At 66.2% G+C, this 18616-nt stretch carries 18 protein-coding genes; 7 read left to right on the top strand and 11 right to left on the bottom strand.

Translation table 11 applies throughout. From position 1 onward, the window contains the following. Positions 1–9 precede the first annotated feature (9 nt). The 3 genes from BM167_RS00950 to BM167_RS00940 form a co-directional block, all read right to left on the bottom strand. On the bottom strand, positions 10–1134 hold the full coding sequence (locus BM167_RS00950) for an ORC1-type DNA replication protein (RefSeq protein WP_092887440.1): 1125 nt from the start codon (positions 1132–1134) through the stop codon (positions 10–12). A 168-nt stretch (positions 1135–1302) separates the two neighbouring features. Then, entirely contained in the window at positions 1303–1602 is a 300-nt protein-coding gene (locus BM167_RS00945) for a hypothetical protein (RefSeq protein WP_143095455.1), read from the bottom strand. Between the two features lie 35 nt (positions 1603–1637). After that, positions 1638–3608 (bottom strand): MutS-related protein, encoded by a 1971-nt coding sequence (locus BM167_RS00940; protein WP_092887434.1) that lies wholly within the window; start codon positions 3606–3608, stop codon positions 1638–1640. A gap of 94 nt (positions 3609–3702) precedes the next feature. On the opposite strand from BM167_RS00940, the gene larE reads away from it, so the two are divergent. Continuing rightward, complete coding sequence (larE, locus tag BM167_RS00935; protein WP_092891007.1) at positions 3703–4626, top strand: ATP-dependent sacrificial sulfur transferase LarE; 924 nt, start codon at positions 3703–3705, stop codon at positions 4624–4626. Between the two features lie 156 nt (positions 4627–4782). Here the strand turns inward: larE and tatC (BM167_RS00930) are convergent, their stop codons facing one another. Continuing rightward, the gene (tatC, locus tag BM167_RS00930; RefSeq protein ID WP_092887431.1) at positions 4783–6066 is read right to left on the bottom strand and encodes a twin-arginine translocase subunit TatC; all 1284 of its coding nucleotides are present in this window, start codon (positions 6064–6066) and stop codon (positions 4783–4785) included. 120 nt (positions 6067–6186) lie between these two features. Between tatC (BM167_RS00930) and tatC (BM167_RS00925) the strand changes: the two genes are divergently transcribed. The 3 genes from tatC (BM167_RS00925) to BM167_RS00915 all read left to right on the top strand — a co-directional run bounded on the left by tatC (BM167_RS00925) (position 6187) and on the right by BM167_RS00915 (position 9422). Further along, entirely contained in the window at positions 6187–8355 is a 2169-nt protein-coding gene (tatC, locus tag BM167_RS00925; RefSeq protein WP_092887428.1) for a twin-arginine translocase subunit TatC, read from the top strand. 187 nt (positions 8356–8542) lie between these two features. Next, positions 8543–8716, top strand: a complete 174-nt coding sequence (locus tag BM167_RS00920; protein WP_092887425.1) for a ribbon-helix-helix domain-containing protein — start codon at positions 8543–8545, stop codon at positions 8714–8716. Beyond that, complete coding sequence (locus tag BM167_RS00915; RefSeq protein WP_092887422.1) at positions 8709–9422, top strand: queuosine precursor transporter; 714 nt, start codon at positions 8709–8711, stop codon at positions 9420–9422. The genes BM167_RS00920 and BM167_RS00915 overlap by 8 nt, the downstream gene beginning before the upstream one ends. A 7-nt stretch (positions 9423–9429) precedes the next feature. On the opposite strand, the gene BM167_RS00910 is transcribed toward BM167_RS00915, so the two are convergent. Further along, the gene (locus tag BM167_RS00910; protein WP_092887419.1) at positions 9430–10203 is read right to left on the bottom strand and encodes a 23S rRNA (uridine(2552)-2'-O)-methyltransferase; all 774 of its coding nucleotides are present in this window, start codon (positions 10201–10203) and stop codon (positions 9430–9432) included. A 487-nt stretch (positions 10204–10690) separates the two neighbouring features. Here BM167_RS00910 and BM167_RS00905 point away from each other — a divergent pair, with 487 nt between their 5' ends. After that, on the top strand, positions 10691–11434 hold the full coding sequence (locus BM167_RS00905) for a DNA polymerase sliding clamp (RefSeq protein ID WP_092887416.1): 744 nt from the start codon (positions 10691–10693) through the stop codon (positions 11432–11434). A 42-nt stretch (positions 11435–11476) separates the two neighbouring features. Here BM167_RS00905 and BM167_RS00900 read toward each other — a convergent pair whose 3' ends face one another. Together BM167_RS00900 and BM167_RS00895 are read right to left on the bottom strand one after the other, a co-directional pair. Next, complete coding sequence (locus BM167_RS00900; protein WP_092887413.1) at positions 11477–12829, bottom strand: MFS transporter; 1353 nt, start codon at positions 12827–12829, stop codon at positions 11477–11479. A gap of 60 nt (positions 12830–12889) precedes the next feature. Then, complete coding sequence (locus BM167_RS00895) at positions 12890–13477, bottom strand: DUF7474 family protein (RefSeq protein WP_092887410.1); 588 nt, start codon at positions 13475–13477, stop codon at positions 12890–12892. A gap of 117 nt (positions 13478–13594) precedes the next feature. Between BM167_RS00895 and BM167_RS00890 the strand changes: the two genes are divergently transcribed. Next, positions 13595–14713: a DNA primase gene (locus tag BM167_RS00890; RefSeq protein ID WP_092891005.1), complete on the top strand. Its 1119-nt coding sequence runs from the start codon at positions 13595–13597 to the stop codon at positions 14711–14713. Positions 14714–14716: 3 nt separating this feature from the next. On the opposite strand, the gene BM167_RS00885 is transcribed toward BM167_RS00890, so the two are convergent. Continuing rightward, positions 14717–14911 carry a DUF7472 family protein gene (locus tag BM167_RS00885; protein WP_092887406.1) on the bottom strand — a complete coding sequence of 65 codons (195 nt, stop codon included), beginning with the start codon at positions 14909–14911 and terminating at the stop codon, positions 14717–14719. 139 nt (positions 14912–15050) lie between these two features. On the opposite strand from BM167_RS00885, the gene BM167_RS00880 reads away from it, so the two are divergent. Continuing rightward, positions 15051–15797 (top strand): SWIM zinc finger family protein, encoded by a 747-nt coding sequence (locus BM167_RS00880; protein WP_245781286.1) that lies wholly within the window; start codon positions 15051–15053, stop codon positions 15795–15797. Positions 15798–15825: 28 nt separating this feature from the next. Here the strand turns inward: BM167_RS00880 and hjc are convergent, their stop codons facing one another. From hjc to BM167_RS00865, 3 genes are all read right to left on the bottom strand, one after another. Then, a complete protein-coding gene (gene hjc, locus BM167_RS00875; protein ID WP_092887403.1) occupies positions 15826–16269 on the bottom strand; it encodes a Holliday junction resolvase Hjc in 444 nt (147 codons plus the stop codon). Positions 16270–16492: 223 nt separating this feature from the next. Beyond that, positions 16493–17194 (bottom strand): HAD family hydrolase, encoded by a 702-nt coding sequence (locus tag BM167_RS00870; protein ID WP_092887400.1) that lies wholly within the window; start codon positions 17192–17194, stop codon positions 16493–16495. Between the two features lie 111 nt (positions 17195–17305). Next, positions 17306–18595, bottom strand: a complete 1290-nt coding sequence (locus tag BM167_RS00865) for an adenosylhomocysteinase (protein ID WP_092887397.1) — start codon at positions 18593–18595, stop codon at positions 17306–17308. Positions 18596–18616 lie beyond the last annotated feature (21 nt).

Here is an 18616-nt window from a genome sequence, read left to right as displayed (position 1 = left end):
CGACGCGACTCAGAGGCGGTCCAAGACGGCCTCCGAGTCGTACGACAGCGAGAGCGACCGGGAGCGCCCTCGGCCCTCAATCTCCGTGTATTCGGCCTCGATGACGCCGAGTTGGTCGAGTTTGTTCGTTATCTCCGAGTACCGCGTGTATCCGAGGTCGGTCTCCTCGCGGAAGGCGTCGTAGACGGTTCCCGCCTGTTCGCCGTCGTACTCGGCGACGACCCGCACGAGGGCGCGTTCGGAGTCCGAGAGGCCGCGGAGGACCCGCGAGAGGTGGACGTACTTCGATTTGTCGTAGGCCGCCTCGATATCTTCGAGTTCGACGGACTGACTGGCGCGCATCTCCGCGTGGAGTCCCGCGCGGCGCAGCAAGTCGATGCCGACGCGCAGGTCACCGCTGTCTGCGGTGAGTTCCGCGACTCTGTCGAGTTCCGGGGCCCCGACGACGTCCTCGCGGAACCCCCGTCGGGCGCGTTCGCGGAGGATGCCGACAATCTCCTCGACGTCGTAGACGGGAAAGTACACCTCCTCGGGGCGGAAGACGCTCTGGACGCGGCCGTCGAGTTCGTCGATGACGTCCAAAGAGAGGTCCGACGAGACGATGATGACGCCGATTTTCGCGCCCGAGTGCGTCTCGTGGGCCCGGAGCAACGAGTAGAGCGTGTCCGACGCCTCGTTCTCGTAGAACAGGTAGTTCACGTCGTCTAAGGCGACGGCCAACACCTCGTCTTCCTCGACGAGTCGGTCGGTTATCTGGCCGAACAGTTTCTTGAACGAGATGCCGGACGACGGGGGTTCGTACTCGAAGATGTGCTCGAAGATGCGAGAGAAGACGGCGTACCGCGTCGAATCGACCTGACAGTTCACTCTGACCGTCCGGACGCCGCTTTGGGCGCCGAGTTCGCCGAACAGTTTCTGAACGGCGGTCGTCTTCCCGGTGCCGGGCGGACCGCGGACCGTCGTGTTGAGGGGACGAGAGCCGCGAACCGCGGGGCGGAGCGCGTACTTCAGGCTCTGAAGCTGCGTCTCCCGGTGGTCGAACGTCTCCGGAACGTAATCTATCTCGAAGACGTGTTCGTCGCGGAACACCGTCTCGTCCCACGATAGCATCCCCTCTTCGGGGTCGTCCCTCATCGGTTCGATTACGAATAGCAGTCTACTTAACGGTTCCCCAGTGGCGGAGTGAAAGTGAAGCCGAAACGGAGGGAGGCTGAACCGTCCGGAATCGCAGGTCGGTACTGACGGGGACGTTCGGTCGGATTTGCGCCGACGACGCCGGGCGGACGGGCGCGTCGGCCCGCCTCACTCCGTCGCAAGCGCGTAGATGCGATAGGCCGCGAACAGGCCGACGGAGAGGGCTCCGACGCCGACGACGCCGAGGGTCATCGACCCCGAACCCGAGAGGAACTGACTGATTCCGGCGACGGCGATAGACAGAGCGATTCCGGCGAGAGCGAGGTAGAATAGAATCAGCGTCGCCGTGCCGACGACGTCCCAAATAGCGTCTCTCGTCGCGCGGTACACCACGTCGTACGTCGCGTCGGAAGGGTCGTCCGGGGAGTCTGCGCCGGACGAGTCGGAATCGGTGGGGTCGGGGACCATGTCCGATACGTCGAAACTGACCGACATAAATCCGGTCAGAACTTCTCTAAAAGTCGGTCGTAGAACCCCGACCCGTCCTCGCCCGCGAGTTTCTCGACGATGAGTTCCGGCGTCGAACGCGCGAGGTGGTCTTTGACCGGAGAGCGGTTTACCTGCAGTTCACCGTCCCGCAGTCCGACGGCTTCGATACCGTCTACGGCCACCTCGAACGACGACGCCTCGCGTATCTCCCCGGCGAGGTGAGAGACGAACACCGCCGTCGCCGACTGTTCGTCCAACGCTTCGAGGATGCCCGCGATGATCTTCGCCGACGCCCCCGGTTCGGTGATGCTCTCCAGTTCGTCGACGAGGACGAGTCGGTTCGCCTCGCCGTCGGCGAGTTCGCGGAAGTCCCGAAGCGTGCTCTCGAACGCGCCCGCGTCGAGGGTTCCCTGCGTCTTGGCGTAGTAGTGCAGTTCGGAGACGCGTTCGAGTTCGACGCGTTCGGCCGGGACGGGAAGTCCCATGTGTGCCAACACGACGACGAGGGCGACCAAATCGAGCGTGGACGTCTTCCCGCCGGAGTTGACGCCCGAGAGCAGGGTGACCCCCGAGACGCCGTAATCGACCGGTTCGACCGCCTCGAACGCCACGTCGAGGAGGGGCGACCGGCCGCCCTCGACGACGAACCCCTCGCCGTCGAACTCGGGGACGACGCAGTCGAAGTCGCGGGCGAAGCGCGAGACGGCCAGTTCCACGTCGAGTTCGAGGGCGGAATCGACCATCTCCTCGGCGGGGGCGCGCAGAGTCGCCAAGTCGGCGGCGAGGTCGCGTTTGAGTCGCGCGGCGCGCCTGTCGCGTCCGGCCTTCAACTCCGTCCGGAGGCGCGAGACCATCTCCTCGTCGCGTTCGACCGGAAAGGCGGCGTCGTCGGTGAACGCGCGGACGGCGACGTCCGCCTCCTCGGGTTCGAGGTTCAGCGTCTCGACGAGGTGGTCTCTCGCCGCTTCGACCGCCGCGTCGTACTCGTCTTCGAGTTCCCGAGACAGCAGCGAATCGACGCGCGCGCCCTGTTCGACCAAGGAGAGAAAGTCCGTCCCCTCGATGGTCACGTCGCGTTCGCGGATGGCGTCGCGGAGGCGGTCGTTCGCGACCGACTCGGCCGCCGAGACGGCGGTGTCGAGGTCGTCTACGGCCGCGGCGAGGCGGTCGAGTTCCTCGTCGCCGACGACGGTTCCGTCCTCGTCTACCCGACTCAGGGCGTCTCGCAGGGCGTCGAGGTCACAGGGCGCGTCGAGGCCCGCCGCCTCGTGGACGTCCGCCGCCGCCTGCACGCGTCCGCGGTTGCCCGCGAAGAAGGCGAGCACTCTCTCGGGGACGATTTCGTCGGGGTTCTCGGCGGCGTCGGGGCGAACTCGAACGTCGCCCTCGACGTCCACGCCCGCGAACGTCTCGTCGAGTGCGACGACGGTGGAGTACGACCGCGCGAGTTCCGCCAAGTCGCGCGCGTCCTCGACTATCTCGACGGACAGTTCCGGGAACGCGTCTTTCGCCGCGGCGTAGCGTTCGGCGTCGAGGGTGGCGAGACAGCGCTCTCGGACGCGGAGCCCGGACGCCGGTTCGAGGGGTTCGACGCCCTCTAAGGCGGCGAGAACGTCGGATTCGGGCGTCCGCTCGACCGCCTCTCGGGCGAACTCTCTGACCTCGTCGATGCGCGAGGCCGACGAGGTGGGAAACAGCGTCTCGACGCGCTTTCCGGCGTAGGCGGTGACGGTTCGCTCGCGGAGCAACGAGAGCACGTCGCGGTACACCTCCCGGGCGCGGTCGGTGGCGAGAAAGTCGCCGTCGTCGTCGTGGCGGCGGCGGATAGCGGCCCGCGCGATGGCCGCGGCGCGCCCCTCCGTGATGCCGGGTGCACGGGCGAGTTCCGCCACGTCGCCCGCTTCGAGGGCCCGCGCGGGGTCGTCGAGTTCCGACAGCGCGGCGGCCGTCTTCTCGCCGACGCCCGGGATGGTCTCGAAGTCCATTTCGCCGTGGAGTATCGCCCCACCCGACAAAACGTTACGGGTAGTCGCCGCCGAGGACAACGCGCTTTTGACGCTCCGCGGTGAAGTTCGTGCCATGCAACCCGACGTGGATTCGTCGACGGACGAGGGAACTCGCTCGGCCGCACAGAAAGCCGAGGCGGTCCGGACCTCCCTCGGGGAACGAGACGGCGTCGTCGTCGCCTTCTCCGGCGGCGTGGACTCCTCCGTCGTCGCGGCCCTCGCGCGCGACGCTCTCGGCGACCGGGCGGTGGCCTGTACGGCCCGGTCGGAGACGCTCCCCGAGTCGGAACTCGACGAAGCGCGCCGCGTCGCAGAAGAGATAGGGATCAGACACGAAGTCGTCGAGTTCTCCGAACTGGACAACCCTGACTTCGTCGCGAACGACGGCGACCGGTGTTATCACTGCCGGACGATGCGTCTCGGACGGATGTACGAGACGGCGCGCGAACTCGACATCGACACCGTCTGCGACGGTACGAACGCCTCGGACCCCGGCGAGGGGCACCGACCGGGACTCCGCGCCGTCGAGGAGTTAGAGGTGTTCTCGCCGCTTTTGGCCCACGACGTCACCAAAGACGACGTCAGAGCCATCGCCGACGACTACGACCTCTCGGTCGCCGACAAACCGTCGATGGCGTGTCTCTCCTCGCGAATCCCGACCGGTCTCGAAGTCACGGAAGAGCGCCTCACTCGCGTCGAGAAGGCCGAACGCGTCCTGCGGACGTGGGGATTCTCGCAGTTCCGCGTCCGCGACCACGACGGCCTCGCCCGCATCGAAGTCTCTCGCGACGAACTGGAGGCGGCCCTCGACATCGACTTCGTGGAGGCCGCCCGCGACCACCTGACCGACCTCGGGTTCGACCACGTGACGCTCGACATGCACGGTTACAAAACCGGGAGCGTCAGCCCCGAAGACGACGAAGGCGAGAGGACCGAAAGCGGAGACGAACCGCTCGTCGAAGACGTGTTCTCGACTGAGTACCCGACCGGCGAGTAATCGACAGGCTCGATTCTGCGGCGGTGAGACGCCGACGGTTCCGACTCGTTCACAGCGTTACGCGACGGGTAGCGGCGGGTGCGGGAACTCGGTGCGTCGGTCTCTATCGACCGCCCGAGACGGTGTGGAAGGTGCTGGCAGAGGCCGACGGCGTCGTCACTCCATTCGCGTCCACCGGAGGAGAAACAGCGTCCCCTCGAACAGCGTGATCATCGTCGCGGCGATGATGATGGGGGCCATCCCGGTCGGGTCGGGGCTGACGAGGAACGAGAGACCGAGGAACGCGCCCCAGAAGATCAGGCGTCGCGAGGCGAGCCACCGCCGCGTGACGAGGTTCATCATGATCGCGAGCATGACGAAAAGCGGAATCTGGAAGACGATGGCCATGTACCCCATCAACAGCAGTATCAGGTTGAACGTCTCTTTGAGGCCGAACGCGACGGTGGCCGTTCCGGTGGTGTACGACGTGAAATACGCGAAGATGGCGGGGAGGACGACGAAATGCGCGAACGCCATCCCGACGACCGCGAGGACGAGGCTCGTCGGGACGGCCGCGAGGTAGTAACGTCGCTCTCGCTGGTACAGACCGGGTCGCATGAACAGGTACGTCTCGTAGACGAACACCGGGAGACCGATCAAGAGGCCGGCGAGACCGGCGACCTTCAGTTCGGTCAGGATGAGTTCGAGCGGTCCGTACACCCGGGGGCGACGGTCCGCGAGTTCCGGCGCGCCGGGGATGTGACGGTTCCAAAGGAAGTTGATCACTTCCGTCGCACTCGTCAGGTTGAATCCGAACGCGGAGTTTACGAGTTCCCCGCCGGGGAACATGATCAGCGTGATGATGCCGCCGACGGCGAACACCACCGCGAGTCGGCGGACCATCTCTTCGATGTGGTCCGCGAGCGGCATTTCCTGGTCGCTCTCGGGACCCTCGCCGACGATTCCGTCGTCGTCAGGGTATCCCGCTTCGGAGTGTCGAGACGGCACCGAGGCGTCCGCGGAGGCGACTTCGCCGCCGTCCGTTCCGGCCTCGACCGACCCCTCGCTCGCGTCGTCGGCGTCGGGTTCGGGAGAGTCGGCGTCCGCCGCCGGGTCGTCGCTGTCGTCGGGCGTGTAGTCGGCCTCGGGCCACAGATCCGTATCGCCGTCGCCGGGAGTCTCGTCTTCCGCGTCGGCGTCGGCGTCGATGTCCGCGTCGGCGTCCGCATCGGACGAATCGGATACGTCGGCGTCGGCGTCCGAATCCGCATCGATGTCTGCGTCGGCATCCGCGTCTGCGTCGGCATCCGCACCTGCGTCGGCGTCGCTATCGCCGGCACCGTCGCTGTCTGCGTCGCCCGTTTCGGGGACCTCCTCGTCGGTAGGCGTAGGGTCGGCCCCCGACTCGGACTCGGGTTCGTCGGGGGGTCGTCCCTCGTCGGTCTCCGAATCGTCGGCCATTCACCTGAAATTCACCACCCGGTTCTTATAGGCCTTTCCGCATCGGGCCGAGGTTTTGCGACGGATAACCGCCGACCGCGGTGAAAAAGATTGATAACCGCGAGAGGGTTTTCAGTACGTATGTCCAGCGCGCTCGACGAGGACACCCAACAGACGCTCGCGGCGGGACGCGACACCGCCGGAGCGATGCTTCGGGCGGCGCAGAAAGACCTCCAAAAGGTGTTCATCGTCTTCCTCGTCGGTTTTCTCGGCACGTTCTACGCGCTTCGGTTGGTGGTGTGGGACTTTCTGAAAAGCGTCACGGAAGCGCAGATGTCGGCTCACATTCAGGGCAACTACGACATCATCGCCCAGACTCCGTTCGACGTCATCCTGTTGCAGGCGAAAATCGGACTCGTGAGCGGGATAATCCTCGCCGCGCCCATCTTCGTCTACTTTTCGCGTGACGCCCTCCGAGAACGCGGCGCGTGGCCCCAGTCGCCGGTCGCGCCGTGGAAACTCGCGTTCATCGCGGTCACCACCGCGCTTCTGTTCGTCGCCGGAATCGCCTACGGCTACTTCGTGTTCTTCCCGTTCATGTTCGCGTTCCTCGCCGGGAACGCCATCAGCGCCGGGTTCGCGCCCACCTACTCCATCGTCATGTGGGCGCAGTTCATCTTCCTTCTCACCGTCTCGTTCGGTCTCGCGGCGCAGATGCCGCTTGCCATCACCGGCCTCTCGTACGCCGAAATCGTCCCGTACGAGACGTTCCGCGACAAGTGGCGATACGCCGTCGTGGCCATCTTCGTGTTCGGCGCGTTGTTCTCGCCGCCGGACCCCTTCACGCAGATTATGTGGGCGCTCCCGTTGCTTTTCCTCTACGGGGGGAGTCTCTATCTCGCGAAGGTAGTCGTCACCGCGAGGCGCGGGAGCGAACGCGTAAGCGTCCCCGCCGTCGCGCGCCGACGGTGGAACGTCCTCGCCGGGAGCGCGGTTCTCGGCGGACTCGCCGTCTACCTGTTCTACGAACGCGGCGGTCAGGCCGGGTTCAACGGCCTCCTCGCCCGCACGGGGAGCGACTACCGCATCCTCGAACCGGGCTCGACGCTCGGGCTCTCGCCCGAGGTTTCTCTCGCCGTGTGGGCGGCACTCGGCGCGGCCGTCTTCGTCCTCGGAACCCTCGCGTACGTCGTCTACGGCGCGATAGTCGAGGCGGCCGACCCAACCGAACCCGGCCGCGGCGACCCGACCCAACTCGACATCTCCCGACTCGACGCCGCGGGCGTCCGCGCGGCACCGCCGGAGGCGTTCGGCGGTCTGAGCGAGGAGGAGGCGATGGCCGTCGCGGGCGACGCCGTCGACGAAGGGAACCACGAGAAAGCCCAAGCCATCCTCGACAGGTTCGACGAGACAGAAGAGCAACGCGAGGAAGGCGAGACCGAGGACGACGACACCATAGAGGACCGGGCGACGCGCGCCGGCGGGACGTTCCTCGAAGAGTTGACCGACGGCGAGACGGGCGAAGACGACATCGGGGGGTACTACACCGACCTGGCGTTCATCCTCGACTCGATAACGTCGAAGACGTTCCGCATCGTCGTCGTCTTCATGCTCGTCCTCGCGGGGACGTTCGGGTGGCTCTACACGGGCGGCATCAAGGACGTCTACGAGGGGTTCTTGGCTCAGTTGCCCGCCGCGGTGACCCCGAGCGAGGTCATAAACGTCGTCGCCCTCCACCCCGTGGAGGCGCTCATCTTCGAGGTGAAGTTCTCGACGCTCATCGCCGCTCTCGTCACCCTCCCCATCGTCGCCTACTACGCGTGGCCGGCGCTCAGAGAGCGCAACATCGTCAACCAGCGTCGCCGCTCCGTCTTCCTTTGGACGGGCGCACTCACGGTGGGACTGCTCGGCGGGTTCGTCCTCGGCTACACCTACATCGCGCCGGCGGTCATCTCGTGGTTGGTGAACGACGCGGTGCAGGCGAAGATGATAATCGCCTACCGCATCACCAACTTCTTTTGGCTCATCTTCTTCACCACGGCCGGAATCGGTCTCCTCGCGGACGTTCCGGTCCTGATGGTGCTTTTGAACAGCACGGGCATCTCCTACCAGTCGATGCGGGGCCGGTGGCGCGAGGTGACGGTCGGTATCCTCGCGTTCGCCGCCGTCTTCACGCCCGCCGGAATCATGACGATGTTCCTCGTCACCGTTCCCCTCATGGCCGCGTACGGCGTCGGACTCGGCGTCCTCTTCGTGGTGACACTCGGCGGGCGACGCAACCTCGCTCCCGCCCGCGGCGCGGATGTCTAAAACCCACTTTTTCTCGGGCGGGCTTCGCCCACCCGACAAAACCTGGAGGAAAAACCGCACCGCGACTGCACCGTAGTAGTTCGGAGGTGCGGACCGAACGCATCCGCGACGAAGCGATATTCTCACGGCCATCTCCCGGTGAGAAGACCGAGTCCTTAATACGGAGGTGATGCCCATACTCCCTGATATGGCCAAGATAAGCGTCGAGATGCCCGACGAACTGCTCGCTGACTTAGACGAACACGTCGGAGACGGCGGGAAGTTCGTCAACCGAAGCGACGCCATCCGGGCGTCGGTTCGCAAGACGTTGGACGTGCTAGACGAGATAGATCAGCGTCACGGACGACTCGAGGATGAGTGAGAGAGGACCGGCGACCGGACAGGTCGTCCTACTCGCGTTGTTCGTCACGGCGTTGGTCACGGCGCAGTTGACGGCGTCGAAACTGCTCGCGTTCGGTCTGCCCCTCTCGCTTCCGGTGACGGGCGAGAGCATCATCCTTCCGGGGGCGGCGTTGGCCTACGCGGTCACCTTCTTCGCCTCGGACTGCTACTCGGAACTGTACGGGCGGCGGGCGGCGCAGGTGATGGTCAACGTCGGATTCGCGATGAACTTCGTCCTCCTCGGGTTGGTGTGGGGGACTATCTTCGCGCCCGCCGCGGACCCCGAGTTCGGCGCGCAGTTCCGAAGCGTCATCGCGCCGGGGACGAACATCGTCGTGGGGAGTCTGCTGGCGTACCTGGTGAGCCAAAACTGGGACGTCGTCGTCTTCCACCGCATCCGAGAGGCGACCGACGGGTCGATGCTTTGGCTTCGCAACATCGCGTCGACGGCCACGAGTCAGGCGATAGATACGATCATCTTCGTCGCCGTCGCCTTCCTCGTCGCGCCCGCGGTACTCGGCATCGGCGACGCGCTTCCGATGCAGGCGATTTTCGCTTTGGTCGTCGGGCAGTACCTCCTCAAACTCCTCATCGCACTCGTCGATACGCCGTTCGTCTACGGCGTCGTCGGCCTGTTCGGCGGCGGTCGCACGGGCGCGTCGGACGACGCGTGGACCGCCGAGTGACCGGTCCTCACTCCTCGACGACTTCTGCGAACCCGAAGTTCGGCTTCAGGTCGGTGACGCGGACGCGGACGTCGTCGCCCGCCTCCGTATCCGAGACGAAAAGCGTGTAGCCGTCCACCTTCGCGACGCCGTCGCCTTCGCTCCCCACGTCGTCGATTGTCACCTCCACCACGTCGTCGAGGGCGACGGGCGCGGTGATGCGGTGTTTGCCGACGAGATACTGCTCCGAGGAGGAGTCTCGGGAGGCCTCCGGACGGATGGAGCGGACGTACTGGAACTCCTCGTCCATGTCGGCGCGGAGGTCGGAGACGTCCGGGCCGTCGAACACCTTGACCGCGAGGTCACCGCCCGCCGGGAGCAGTTCGAGGGCGACCTCGAAGGCCTGCCGGGCGAGGTGGACGGAGCGAGCGTGGTCCAGCGAGTACTCGCCCGTCATGTTCGGGGCCATGTCGGAGATGACCACGTCCGCGCCCTCCTCGCCGATTCGCTCGCGGAGTTCGTCTTTCGTCTCCTCGTCGGTCATGTCGCCGCGGATGGTCTCGACGACGTCCGACTCCAAGTCGCGGATTCGCTGGAGGTCGACGCCGACGACCTGTCCCTGCGGGCCGACTTCCTCGGCGGCGACCTGTAACCATCCGCCGGGGGCCGCACCCAAGTCCACCACGGTGTTTCCCGGGCCGAACAGACCCGCGTCCTCGTCTAACTGTTTCAGTTTGTACGCCGAACGGGCTCTGTACCCCTCCTGTTTCGCTTTGTTGTAGTACTGGTCCTTGCGCGCCATCTGATTACGGACAGGTTGTCGGCGCACCGTTATCCGACTGTCGCTCCCGCCTCGGGTCCTCGGAACCCGGAATCGACTCTCGACTCTGAGACGGGTTAGAAAGTGGCCACGTGTCGATGCAATTACAGTAATCGAGCCACATCACGAGCTTATGTCGCCATATTACTGCGTGAACGACCACTGTTTGTGGTATACGTACACGTTCGAGCAGTCGAACTGCCCGTCGTGCGGACGGTCCGGCGCGCATCTCTCTTCGGGGTCGCAGAAGTGGACAGTAGCGGGGGCCAAAGTCGGACGGGAGATACGTCAGTGCGACGACTGTGGCGGAGTCGTGTTGGCGGGCGTCCCGCACGGATGCGAGGGGTAGTCCGCCGCGTTCGAGAGCAGTCGCGCGCGCAGTCGCGCCCGACGTACGGGAACACTCTATCGTACTATCGTATCGGTAAATCGGCGGGATTTTTAAGCCCGCTATCGTACCACCGTCCATATGTTCAAGGCCATCGTCAGTGCCTCCACGCTCCGGGACGCGCTGGATTCGGTGAGCGTACTCGTCGACGAGTGTAAGATACGACTCAACGAGGACGGACTCGCGATTCGCGCCGTGGACCCCGCGAACGTCGGCATGGTCGACCTGTCTCTCGACGCGGCGGCGTTCGAGTCCTACGAAGCCGACGGCGGCGTCATCGGCGTCAACCTGTCGAAACTCGAAGATTTCGTCGGCATGGCGGATTCGAGCCAACTCGTCGAACTCGAACTCGACGAGGAGACGCGAAAGCTCAACATCCGCATCGAGGGGCTCTCCTCGACGCTGGCGCTCATCGACCCGGACTCCATCCGTCAGGAACCCGACATCCCTGACCTCGATTTGGCCGCCGAAATCGTCCTCGAAGGCGCGCAACTCGACCGCGGTATCAAGGCCGCGGACATGGTCTCGGACCACGTCCGCCTCCGCGTCGACGACGCAGAAGAGGCGTTCCACATCCAAGCGCAGGGCGACACGGACGACGTGGACTTCCAACTCGACGCCGGTGACCTCATCGACCTCACCGCCGGAGAGGCGGACTCGCTTTTCTCCCTGGACTACCTCAAGGACATGAACAAGGCCATCCCGAAGGACGCCGAGGTCACCGTCGAACTCGGTCAGGAGTTCCCCGTCAAACTCCACTACCGCGTCGCCGAAGGGCAGGGGAACGTCACCTACATGCTCGCGCCGCGCATTCAGAGCGACTGACTCGCGACGTTTCTCTTCTCTCCGTCCCGCACCGAGTCGACGCTACCGCCCGCGAGTGACTCGTGCGGCGAGTATCGCGACGACCGGAACGACGAGTACCGCGCCCGCGACGAACGGCGACCAGTACGCGACGACGTAGAGCAACGCCATCGAGGGCGGACCGACCGTCCGCCCGAGACTCCCCGCGCCCTGCGTGACGCCGAAGGCGGTGCCCTGCGTGTCCGCGGACGCGGCCCGCGAGACGAGTGCGGAGAGGGCGACGTTCAACAGGCTGTTTCCGAGCGAGAGAGCCGCCAAGGAGAGGAGCAAGGCGAGAACCGGCCCGGTGAACCACGCGGGGCCGCCGACGCCCGGAACGGCCGACCCGAGAGCGGGCGAGAACGGGAGCACCGCGAGTGCGACGGCGAGAATCGACGCGCCCGCGACGGCGGTTCGGCGTTCGCCGTACCGGCGGGAGAGGTGGCCCACGAGGACGCCCTGATTCAGGATACTGAGAACGCCGATGTACGCCAACAGGAGCGCCGTCTGCGTCTCGTCGTACCCGTACAGGTCCGCGGCGTAGGGGATGAACATGACCTGCACCCCCGAGAACGCGACGGAGACGAGAAAGAAGGAGGCGACGAAGCCGCGAATCGACGGGTCCGCGAGGGCGTCGGTGAACTGCCCGACGAGCGTCGTCCGGTTCGCGGCGGGTCGAATTCGGTCGGGTTCCGGGAGGAACGCCGCGGCGGCGACGAGTGCGACCAGACTGAGCGACGCGGCGACGAAACTCGGCAGCGAGAAACGCGTCGCCGGGACGAACCCGGGGAGAACCGCACGCGCCGTCGCGACTACCTCCTCGCTCGCGAACACGCCGCCGATGGCCGGGCCGAAGACGAACCCGAGGCCGAACGCCGCGCCGACGAGTCCGAGCGCCGCGGCGCGCCGGTCCGCGGGCGTCACGTCCGCGATGTACGCCTGCGCGGTGGCGATGTTGCCGCCCATCGCCCCCGCGAGCATCCGCGAGGCGAATATCGTCGCCAGCGCGGGCAGAGTGCCGAACAGGACGCCCACCTCGGTTCCCAACCCGAACACCGTCCACGCGACGGTGTTGCCGGCGAGCGACAGCATCAACACGCGGCGGCGGCCGCGGGAGTCCGAGAGGCGGCCGAGAAGCGGCGCAGAGAGGAACTGCATCGCCGAGTAGGAGGCGGCGAGCAGACCGATGAACACGTCGCTGACGGCGAAGCTCCGGACGTAAAAGGGGAGGACGGGGATGACGACGCCGAATCCGAGCAAGTCGACGAAGACGATGCCGATAACTATCGCGAGGGCGCGTTTCGGCGCGTCCACCGACGCCTCCGGCGGAACGTCGGCCGGGTCCGTCCCGGCGGACGCACTCTCCGGTGTACTCACCCCTACTGAGACCGTCGGAAGAAACGTAACCGTTCCGACCGTTTTCGGGACAGCCAGAACCTACCGGTGGCGGTCGATGACGCGCTTTGCGGACTCGGCTTTCTCCTTCCAGCCGTAACCCGCCTCGTAGACGTGCCGTTTCTTGTCTACCAACTGTTCGGGCGTCGCCTCCTCGAACCCGCCGCGGTCCCACGAACCGCTCTCGCGGAGCCAGTCTGCGACGTTCTCGCGCGTCTCCGACCACGAGAGGCCGACCATCTCGTACCACGCTATCATCGCGAAGACGGCGTTGTCGTGACAGCCGGGGTAACTGCCGTGGCGGTAGAGCGTCTTCATCGGTTCTCGGCCCGGGACGGACACCTCCTCGCGGAACTCCGCTGCGGTCAGAAGGCGGAGGACGCCGTTGGCTTCGTCGACGCGGCCGTCGCGCTTCAGTCGTTCCACTGCCGCGCGGTGAAGCGGGCCCCAACCGCCGTGGACGAGGCTCTGAAGGTCGTCCTCGTCGGTCGGTTCCGCCGAGAGATGCGCGACCACGTCTGTGTACGCCTTCTCGACGTCGGGCCACGGCGTCCCCTCGAACCGGCAGTCGGCGTCGTGGAGGCTGTTCGTGGCCCGGCAGTCGGGGCACGGGTAGTCGAACTGCGGCACGGCACGACGGAGGGCGTAAGTCGTCTTAGGTGATGTGGTCTCCCCCGAACGGTTCGGCGCGGCCCGCGTCAATCGCCGTGTTTATTCGGAGCCACTCGCAAACCAGAGCCGATGCCGATGGACCCGCTCCACGCGCGCTACCCGTTCTTCGGCGGCGCGCGCGACGCCGTTCGGGAGACAGACATCTCTCCGGCGGCCCTCATCGCCGAAGACGCACCCGCAGTAGAGCGCGGGTTAGAGCGGGTCGAACGCGCCCTCATGGAGGGCACCGTCGAAGCCGATGAGCCGCACCGGTGGGACGAACGCGAGGAACTCCTCTCGTACCCCATCGCCCGCATCCTCGTCTCCTTGGTCGACACCCCGGCGGCCGTCGAGAAGTACGCCGCGGCGGAAGCCGCCACCGCCCAGACCCGGTTTCTCACCGACTTCGAGGCCGACGACGACGAGTTACAGAGCATGCGGACGCGCCGGGCGTCGCTCGAAAGCGTCCTCGAAGAGTTCGGTCTCTCGGGCGACGTCCGACCCGAACGAGACGGCGAACGCCGCGGGCGCGACCCGACGCACTACTGGGTCGCCCTCGGGTCGTATCTGACGCTCGCGGACGCCGACTGGGGCGAGCGCTGGCGTCTCGTCAACCGCGAGGTGGCCGACGGGTCGGTCCGGGTGACGAGAGACGAACTCCACCGGACGCTCGAAGAGGCGGTGCGCCGACGGGTCGCCGAGGGCCTCCCGTTCGAGGTGCGCGGCAGTCCGGCGGGCGAGGAGATAGCCGACGCACTCGACGAGGAGGTGGCGGAACTCCGCGACCTGCTGAACGACCACGACGCCGCCGGGAGCGCGGCGGTAGAGGCGGTGGTTCCGGACCTCTTTCCGCCCTGCATGAAGACGCTCGTACGACGGGTTCGCGAGGGCGAGACGCTCGCGCCGCACTCGGAGTTCTCTCTCGTCTCGTTTCTCGTCGGCGTCGGGATGGACGAGACGGAGGTGACGACGCTCTTAGACGCCGACGACGCGGAGACGGCAGACAGACTGGAGACGCGCGTGGCGTACCTCGCGGACGCGGACGGGTCGCAGTTCGCGCCGCCGACCTGTGCGACGCTGAAGGCGTACGACGACTGCACGGACCCCGACGAGCGCTGCGAGACGATTTCGCATCCGCTCTCGTACTACGAGAGCGCGGTCAGAGACGCTGGCGACGTCCGCGACTGGCGCGAGACGGTCGCGGAAGGCGAGTGAACTCTACCGGTCCAGCCAGAGGCCGAGGACGCCCATCGAGACGATGAAAAGAGAGATTGCACCGATGAGAGCGAGGCCACCCGTACCCGAGGTCAAGTTGTCGAACGTCACGCCGACGCCGATGATGAGTGCGACGAAGAACCCGACCGCGACGACGGAGGCGACTATCTTACGACGCATCTCCGCTTCGATTGTCATGCACCCGCCTACCCGCGGCCGTTCTAAAAGGCCTTCGATGGGCGTTTCGGGGCGTTCGTCCACCCGAAACCAAGGCTTAGGTTCGTTCGGAACGTAGAGAGAAGTGACGAGGGAACGGCCCTCAGAAGCCTCCAAAACAATGACGCACACACGAAATACACCCGCGTCTAACACGAAGTCTCGCCCCCGCCGCCGCGCGGTCAGACAGAAGACGACGCTCCCGGCGTCCGGGTTCGTCGGGCGCGCCCGCCGCGCCCGCGAGAACCCGATGGCCGTCCGTCCCCTCCGCGACGGCCGGTACGTCGTCGAGACGGACGGTGGGACCTACGTGGTAGACACCGAAGCCGACACCTGCACCTGTCCCGACAGCGCGATTCGCGACGCCGAGTGCAAACACCTCCGACGGGTCAGAATCGAGATAGCCGACGGCCTGATTCCGGCCCCCGACGAACGCGCGTCGGTCTGTGCCGTCTGCGGCGGTCGGACGTACGTGCCGCGGTTCGAGTCCGGCCCCGTCCTCTGTGACCGCCACGACCACGCGCCGGGCGACTTGGTGCGCGACAGAGAGACGAAGAGTCTGCTCGTCGTCCTTCGGGCGACGGGTGACAGAGCAGACCGGTCGCGGACCGAGTCGGACCGCCCCGTCGCGGAGTACGAGACGAACGCCGACTACGGCTCTCACGAACCCGTCTTCGAGGCCGTCTACGTGGATTCGGTCCCGTTGGTCGAGGACGTGGCGGAACTGAGAGCCAAAAAGCGGTATCTGTTCCCCGCGTCGCGTCTCGTCCCCGTCGAATCCGGGTTCGCGAGAGAGCAAGTGCGCCGGACGCTGGCCGGGTCTCTCCCCGGCGGCGAGTCCCGGACGACGCAGGCGACACTCGGCTGATCGAACCGTAATCGAACGAACGCCGCGGTTACGCCCCCGTCTCGTCGTCTGCGACGTCCGTCAACCGACTCTGTGAGGGGCCGCCGACGAACGAGTCGAACGCCTCGCCCTCCGCGAGGGCCGTCTCTTTTTTCACGCGGTAGTTGCCGCCGTCGGTCACGTACAGGTCGCCGGGGTGAAAGAAGTACCAGTCCTCCCGGTCGAATCGGACGGCGATGCGGGATTTCGCGCCGAAGTTCTGTGCGAAGTAGATGAGAGCCTCGACTTCCTCGCCGGTGAGGTAGATGGGGTTCCCGGAACTGGACTTTGCCTCGATGGCGTAGAACACCTCGCCGTTACCCGCGAGAACGTCCGGCAGTTCGCGTTCGGTCGCGCTTCCGGACGCGGGCGCCCGCATCACCGCGAATCCGGCCTCGTCGAGTTTGTTGACGAGTTCCCGTTCGCGGCGGTCCCCTTTTCGGTTCGAAGACATTGTCCGTTCTCGGTCGTTCGTGCCCTTAAGTCGGCCGAACCTGAGAGACGAGTTCCCGTTCGCGGCGTCCTCGTGAACGGAGTGAACGAGGGCCCGGAGCGCGAGCGAAGCGAGTGCTCCGGTGGTCCCCTTTTCGGTTCGAAGACATTGTCCGTTCTCGGTCGTTCGTGCCCTTAAACGGGACGAAGAGGGCGCGGAAGAACCGAACGAGCGACGGGTTCGATTACGCCACCAACTCGCGGAGACTCTCGACGACGTACGTCGGTTCGCCCGCGTCGAAGTCGTCGGGCGTCGAGCGTGCGGCGTCCTCGTCTCGGCTCTCGCGCCGGAGGAGCGCCGAGTCCGCGCCCGCGCGAGTCGCCGCCGCAACGTCCACGGGTTCGTCGCCGACGTACAGCGTTCGCTCGGGTTCGACGCCGACGTCTTCGCACGCCGCGCGGAGGTAGTGCGGGTCGGGTTTCGTCCGCGCGAGGTCCTCGGGCGTGAACGCGGGCGCGCGGACGGACTCGACGCCGAGACGGGTCCGCAGGTCGAACCGGTCTACGACTTCCTCGACGACGCGACGGAGGTTGTTGCTCACGAGCGCACTCGGCGCGGAGAGGTCGGAGAGAGCGCTCACGTCGTCGTACAGCGTGCGGAGTCCCTGTTCGAGTTCGCGCTTCTGCGCGCGGTAGGTCTCTCGGGCCGCCCGCGTGCAGAACGCGCTTCGGTCCACGCCCGCGGAGCGACAGAGGTCGGTGATGCGTTCGACGTCGCCGGTGACGAGAGCGCGGACGCCGTCCCGGGAGGGCGATTCGAGGCCGAACCGCGAGAACGTGCGCGCGGCCGCCTCTCCGAGGGCGTCCCGACTCGGCAGTTCCACGAGGACGCCGTCGACGTCGAAGACGTACGCGTCGTACGGGCCGTCGGTCGCCGAGTAGGTCATGCGCGGGTCTGAGGGCGAGAGACGTATGAATCTGTCCGATTGCGGCGGGGGTCGCAGTCGGTGAAAAGAACGTTCAGCGGGCGAAATAGGAGTGGCCGTTCTCCGGGCGTCTTACGTCCCGTGGCTCCAACTGCCCATGTACTCTTCTTGCGTGTCGGTGAGAGCGTCGATGTCGACGCCCTCGGCGGCGAGTTTTATCTCGGCGACTTCCACGTCGAGTTCGTCCGGCACGTCGTGGACGCCGGGGCCGTAGTCGTCGGCGTTCTCGACGAGTTCGCGGACGCAGACGGCCTGCACGCCGAACGACTGGTCCATGACCTCCACCGGGTGGCCGAGGGCGATGGGCGACGCGAGATTGACGAGTCGGCCCTCCGCGAGGACGTTGATGCGGCGGCCGTCGTCCATCTCGTAGGCGTCGATTCCGTCTCGGGCCTCGTACTCGTCGACCGCGAGGTCGGAGAGAGCGTCGAGGTCGATTTCGATGTCGAAGTGACCGGCGTTCGCGAGGACGGCCCCGTCCTGCATCACCTCGAAATCCTCGCGGGTGACGACGTCGCGGTTGCCCGTCGTCGTGAGGAACACATCGCCGACTTCCGCCGCCTCGTTCATCGGCATCACGTCGTACCCCTCCATGTGGGCTTCGAGGGCGCGGCGCGGTTCGACTTCCGTGACGATGACGTTCGCGTTCTGCCCTGCGGCCTTCTTCGCGACGCCCTTCCCGCAGTAGCCGTATCCGGCGACGACGACGTTCTTCGACGCCCACGAGAGGTTCGTCGTCATGGCGATGTTGGCGAGAGAGGACTCGCCGGTGCCGTGGACGTTGTCGAACAGGCGCTTCATCGGCGTGTCGTTGACGGCGAAGACGGGGTAGTTCAGTTCGCCGTCCTCGTCCATCGCGCGGAGGCGGTGGACGCCCGTCGTCGTCTCTTCTGCGCCGCCGAGGATGGTGTCTACGAGTTCGGGGTACTCCTCGTGGACGAGGAAGACGAGGTCCATCCCGTCGTCGACGGTGACGTCCGGGTCGTGCGAGACGACGGCGTGCATCGCGTCGTAGTACTCGTCTTCGTCGACGCCGCGCTTTGCGTACGAGGTGATGCTGTCGTGCGCGTCGAGTGCGGCGCTCACGTCGTTGTGCGTCGAGAGGGGGTTACAGCCGGTGATGGCGACGTCCGCGCCGCCGAGGGCGAGCAGTTCGACGAGGTTCGCCGTCTTCGCTTCGACGTGCATCGCCATCCCGATGACCCGCCCGTCGAACGGTTTCGACTCCTCGAACTGCTCGCGGAGTTCCTGCAGGATGGGCATGTGCTGAAGCGCCCAGTCCATCTTCCGTCGGCCGTCCGCGCGCGCCGCCTCGACGTCGTCGAGGTGGTCGCTTATCGGAGCGTAGGTAGATTCGCTCATGCGACTGGCTTCGGAGAGGGC

The sequence above is a fragment of the Halopelagius inordinatus genome (assembly GCF_900113245.1).
Taxonomy (GTDB): Archaea; Halobacteriota; Halobacteria; order Halobacteriales; family Haloferacaceae; genus Halopelagius; species Halopelagius inordinatus.
Note: the sequence above shows the minus strand (reverse complement) of the source record. Positions and strands in the feature narration are given on the sequence as shown.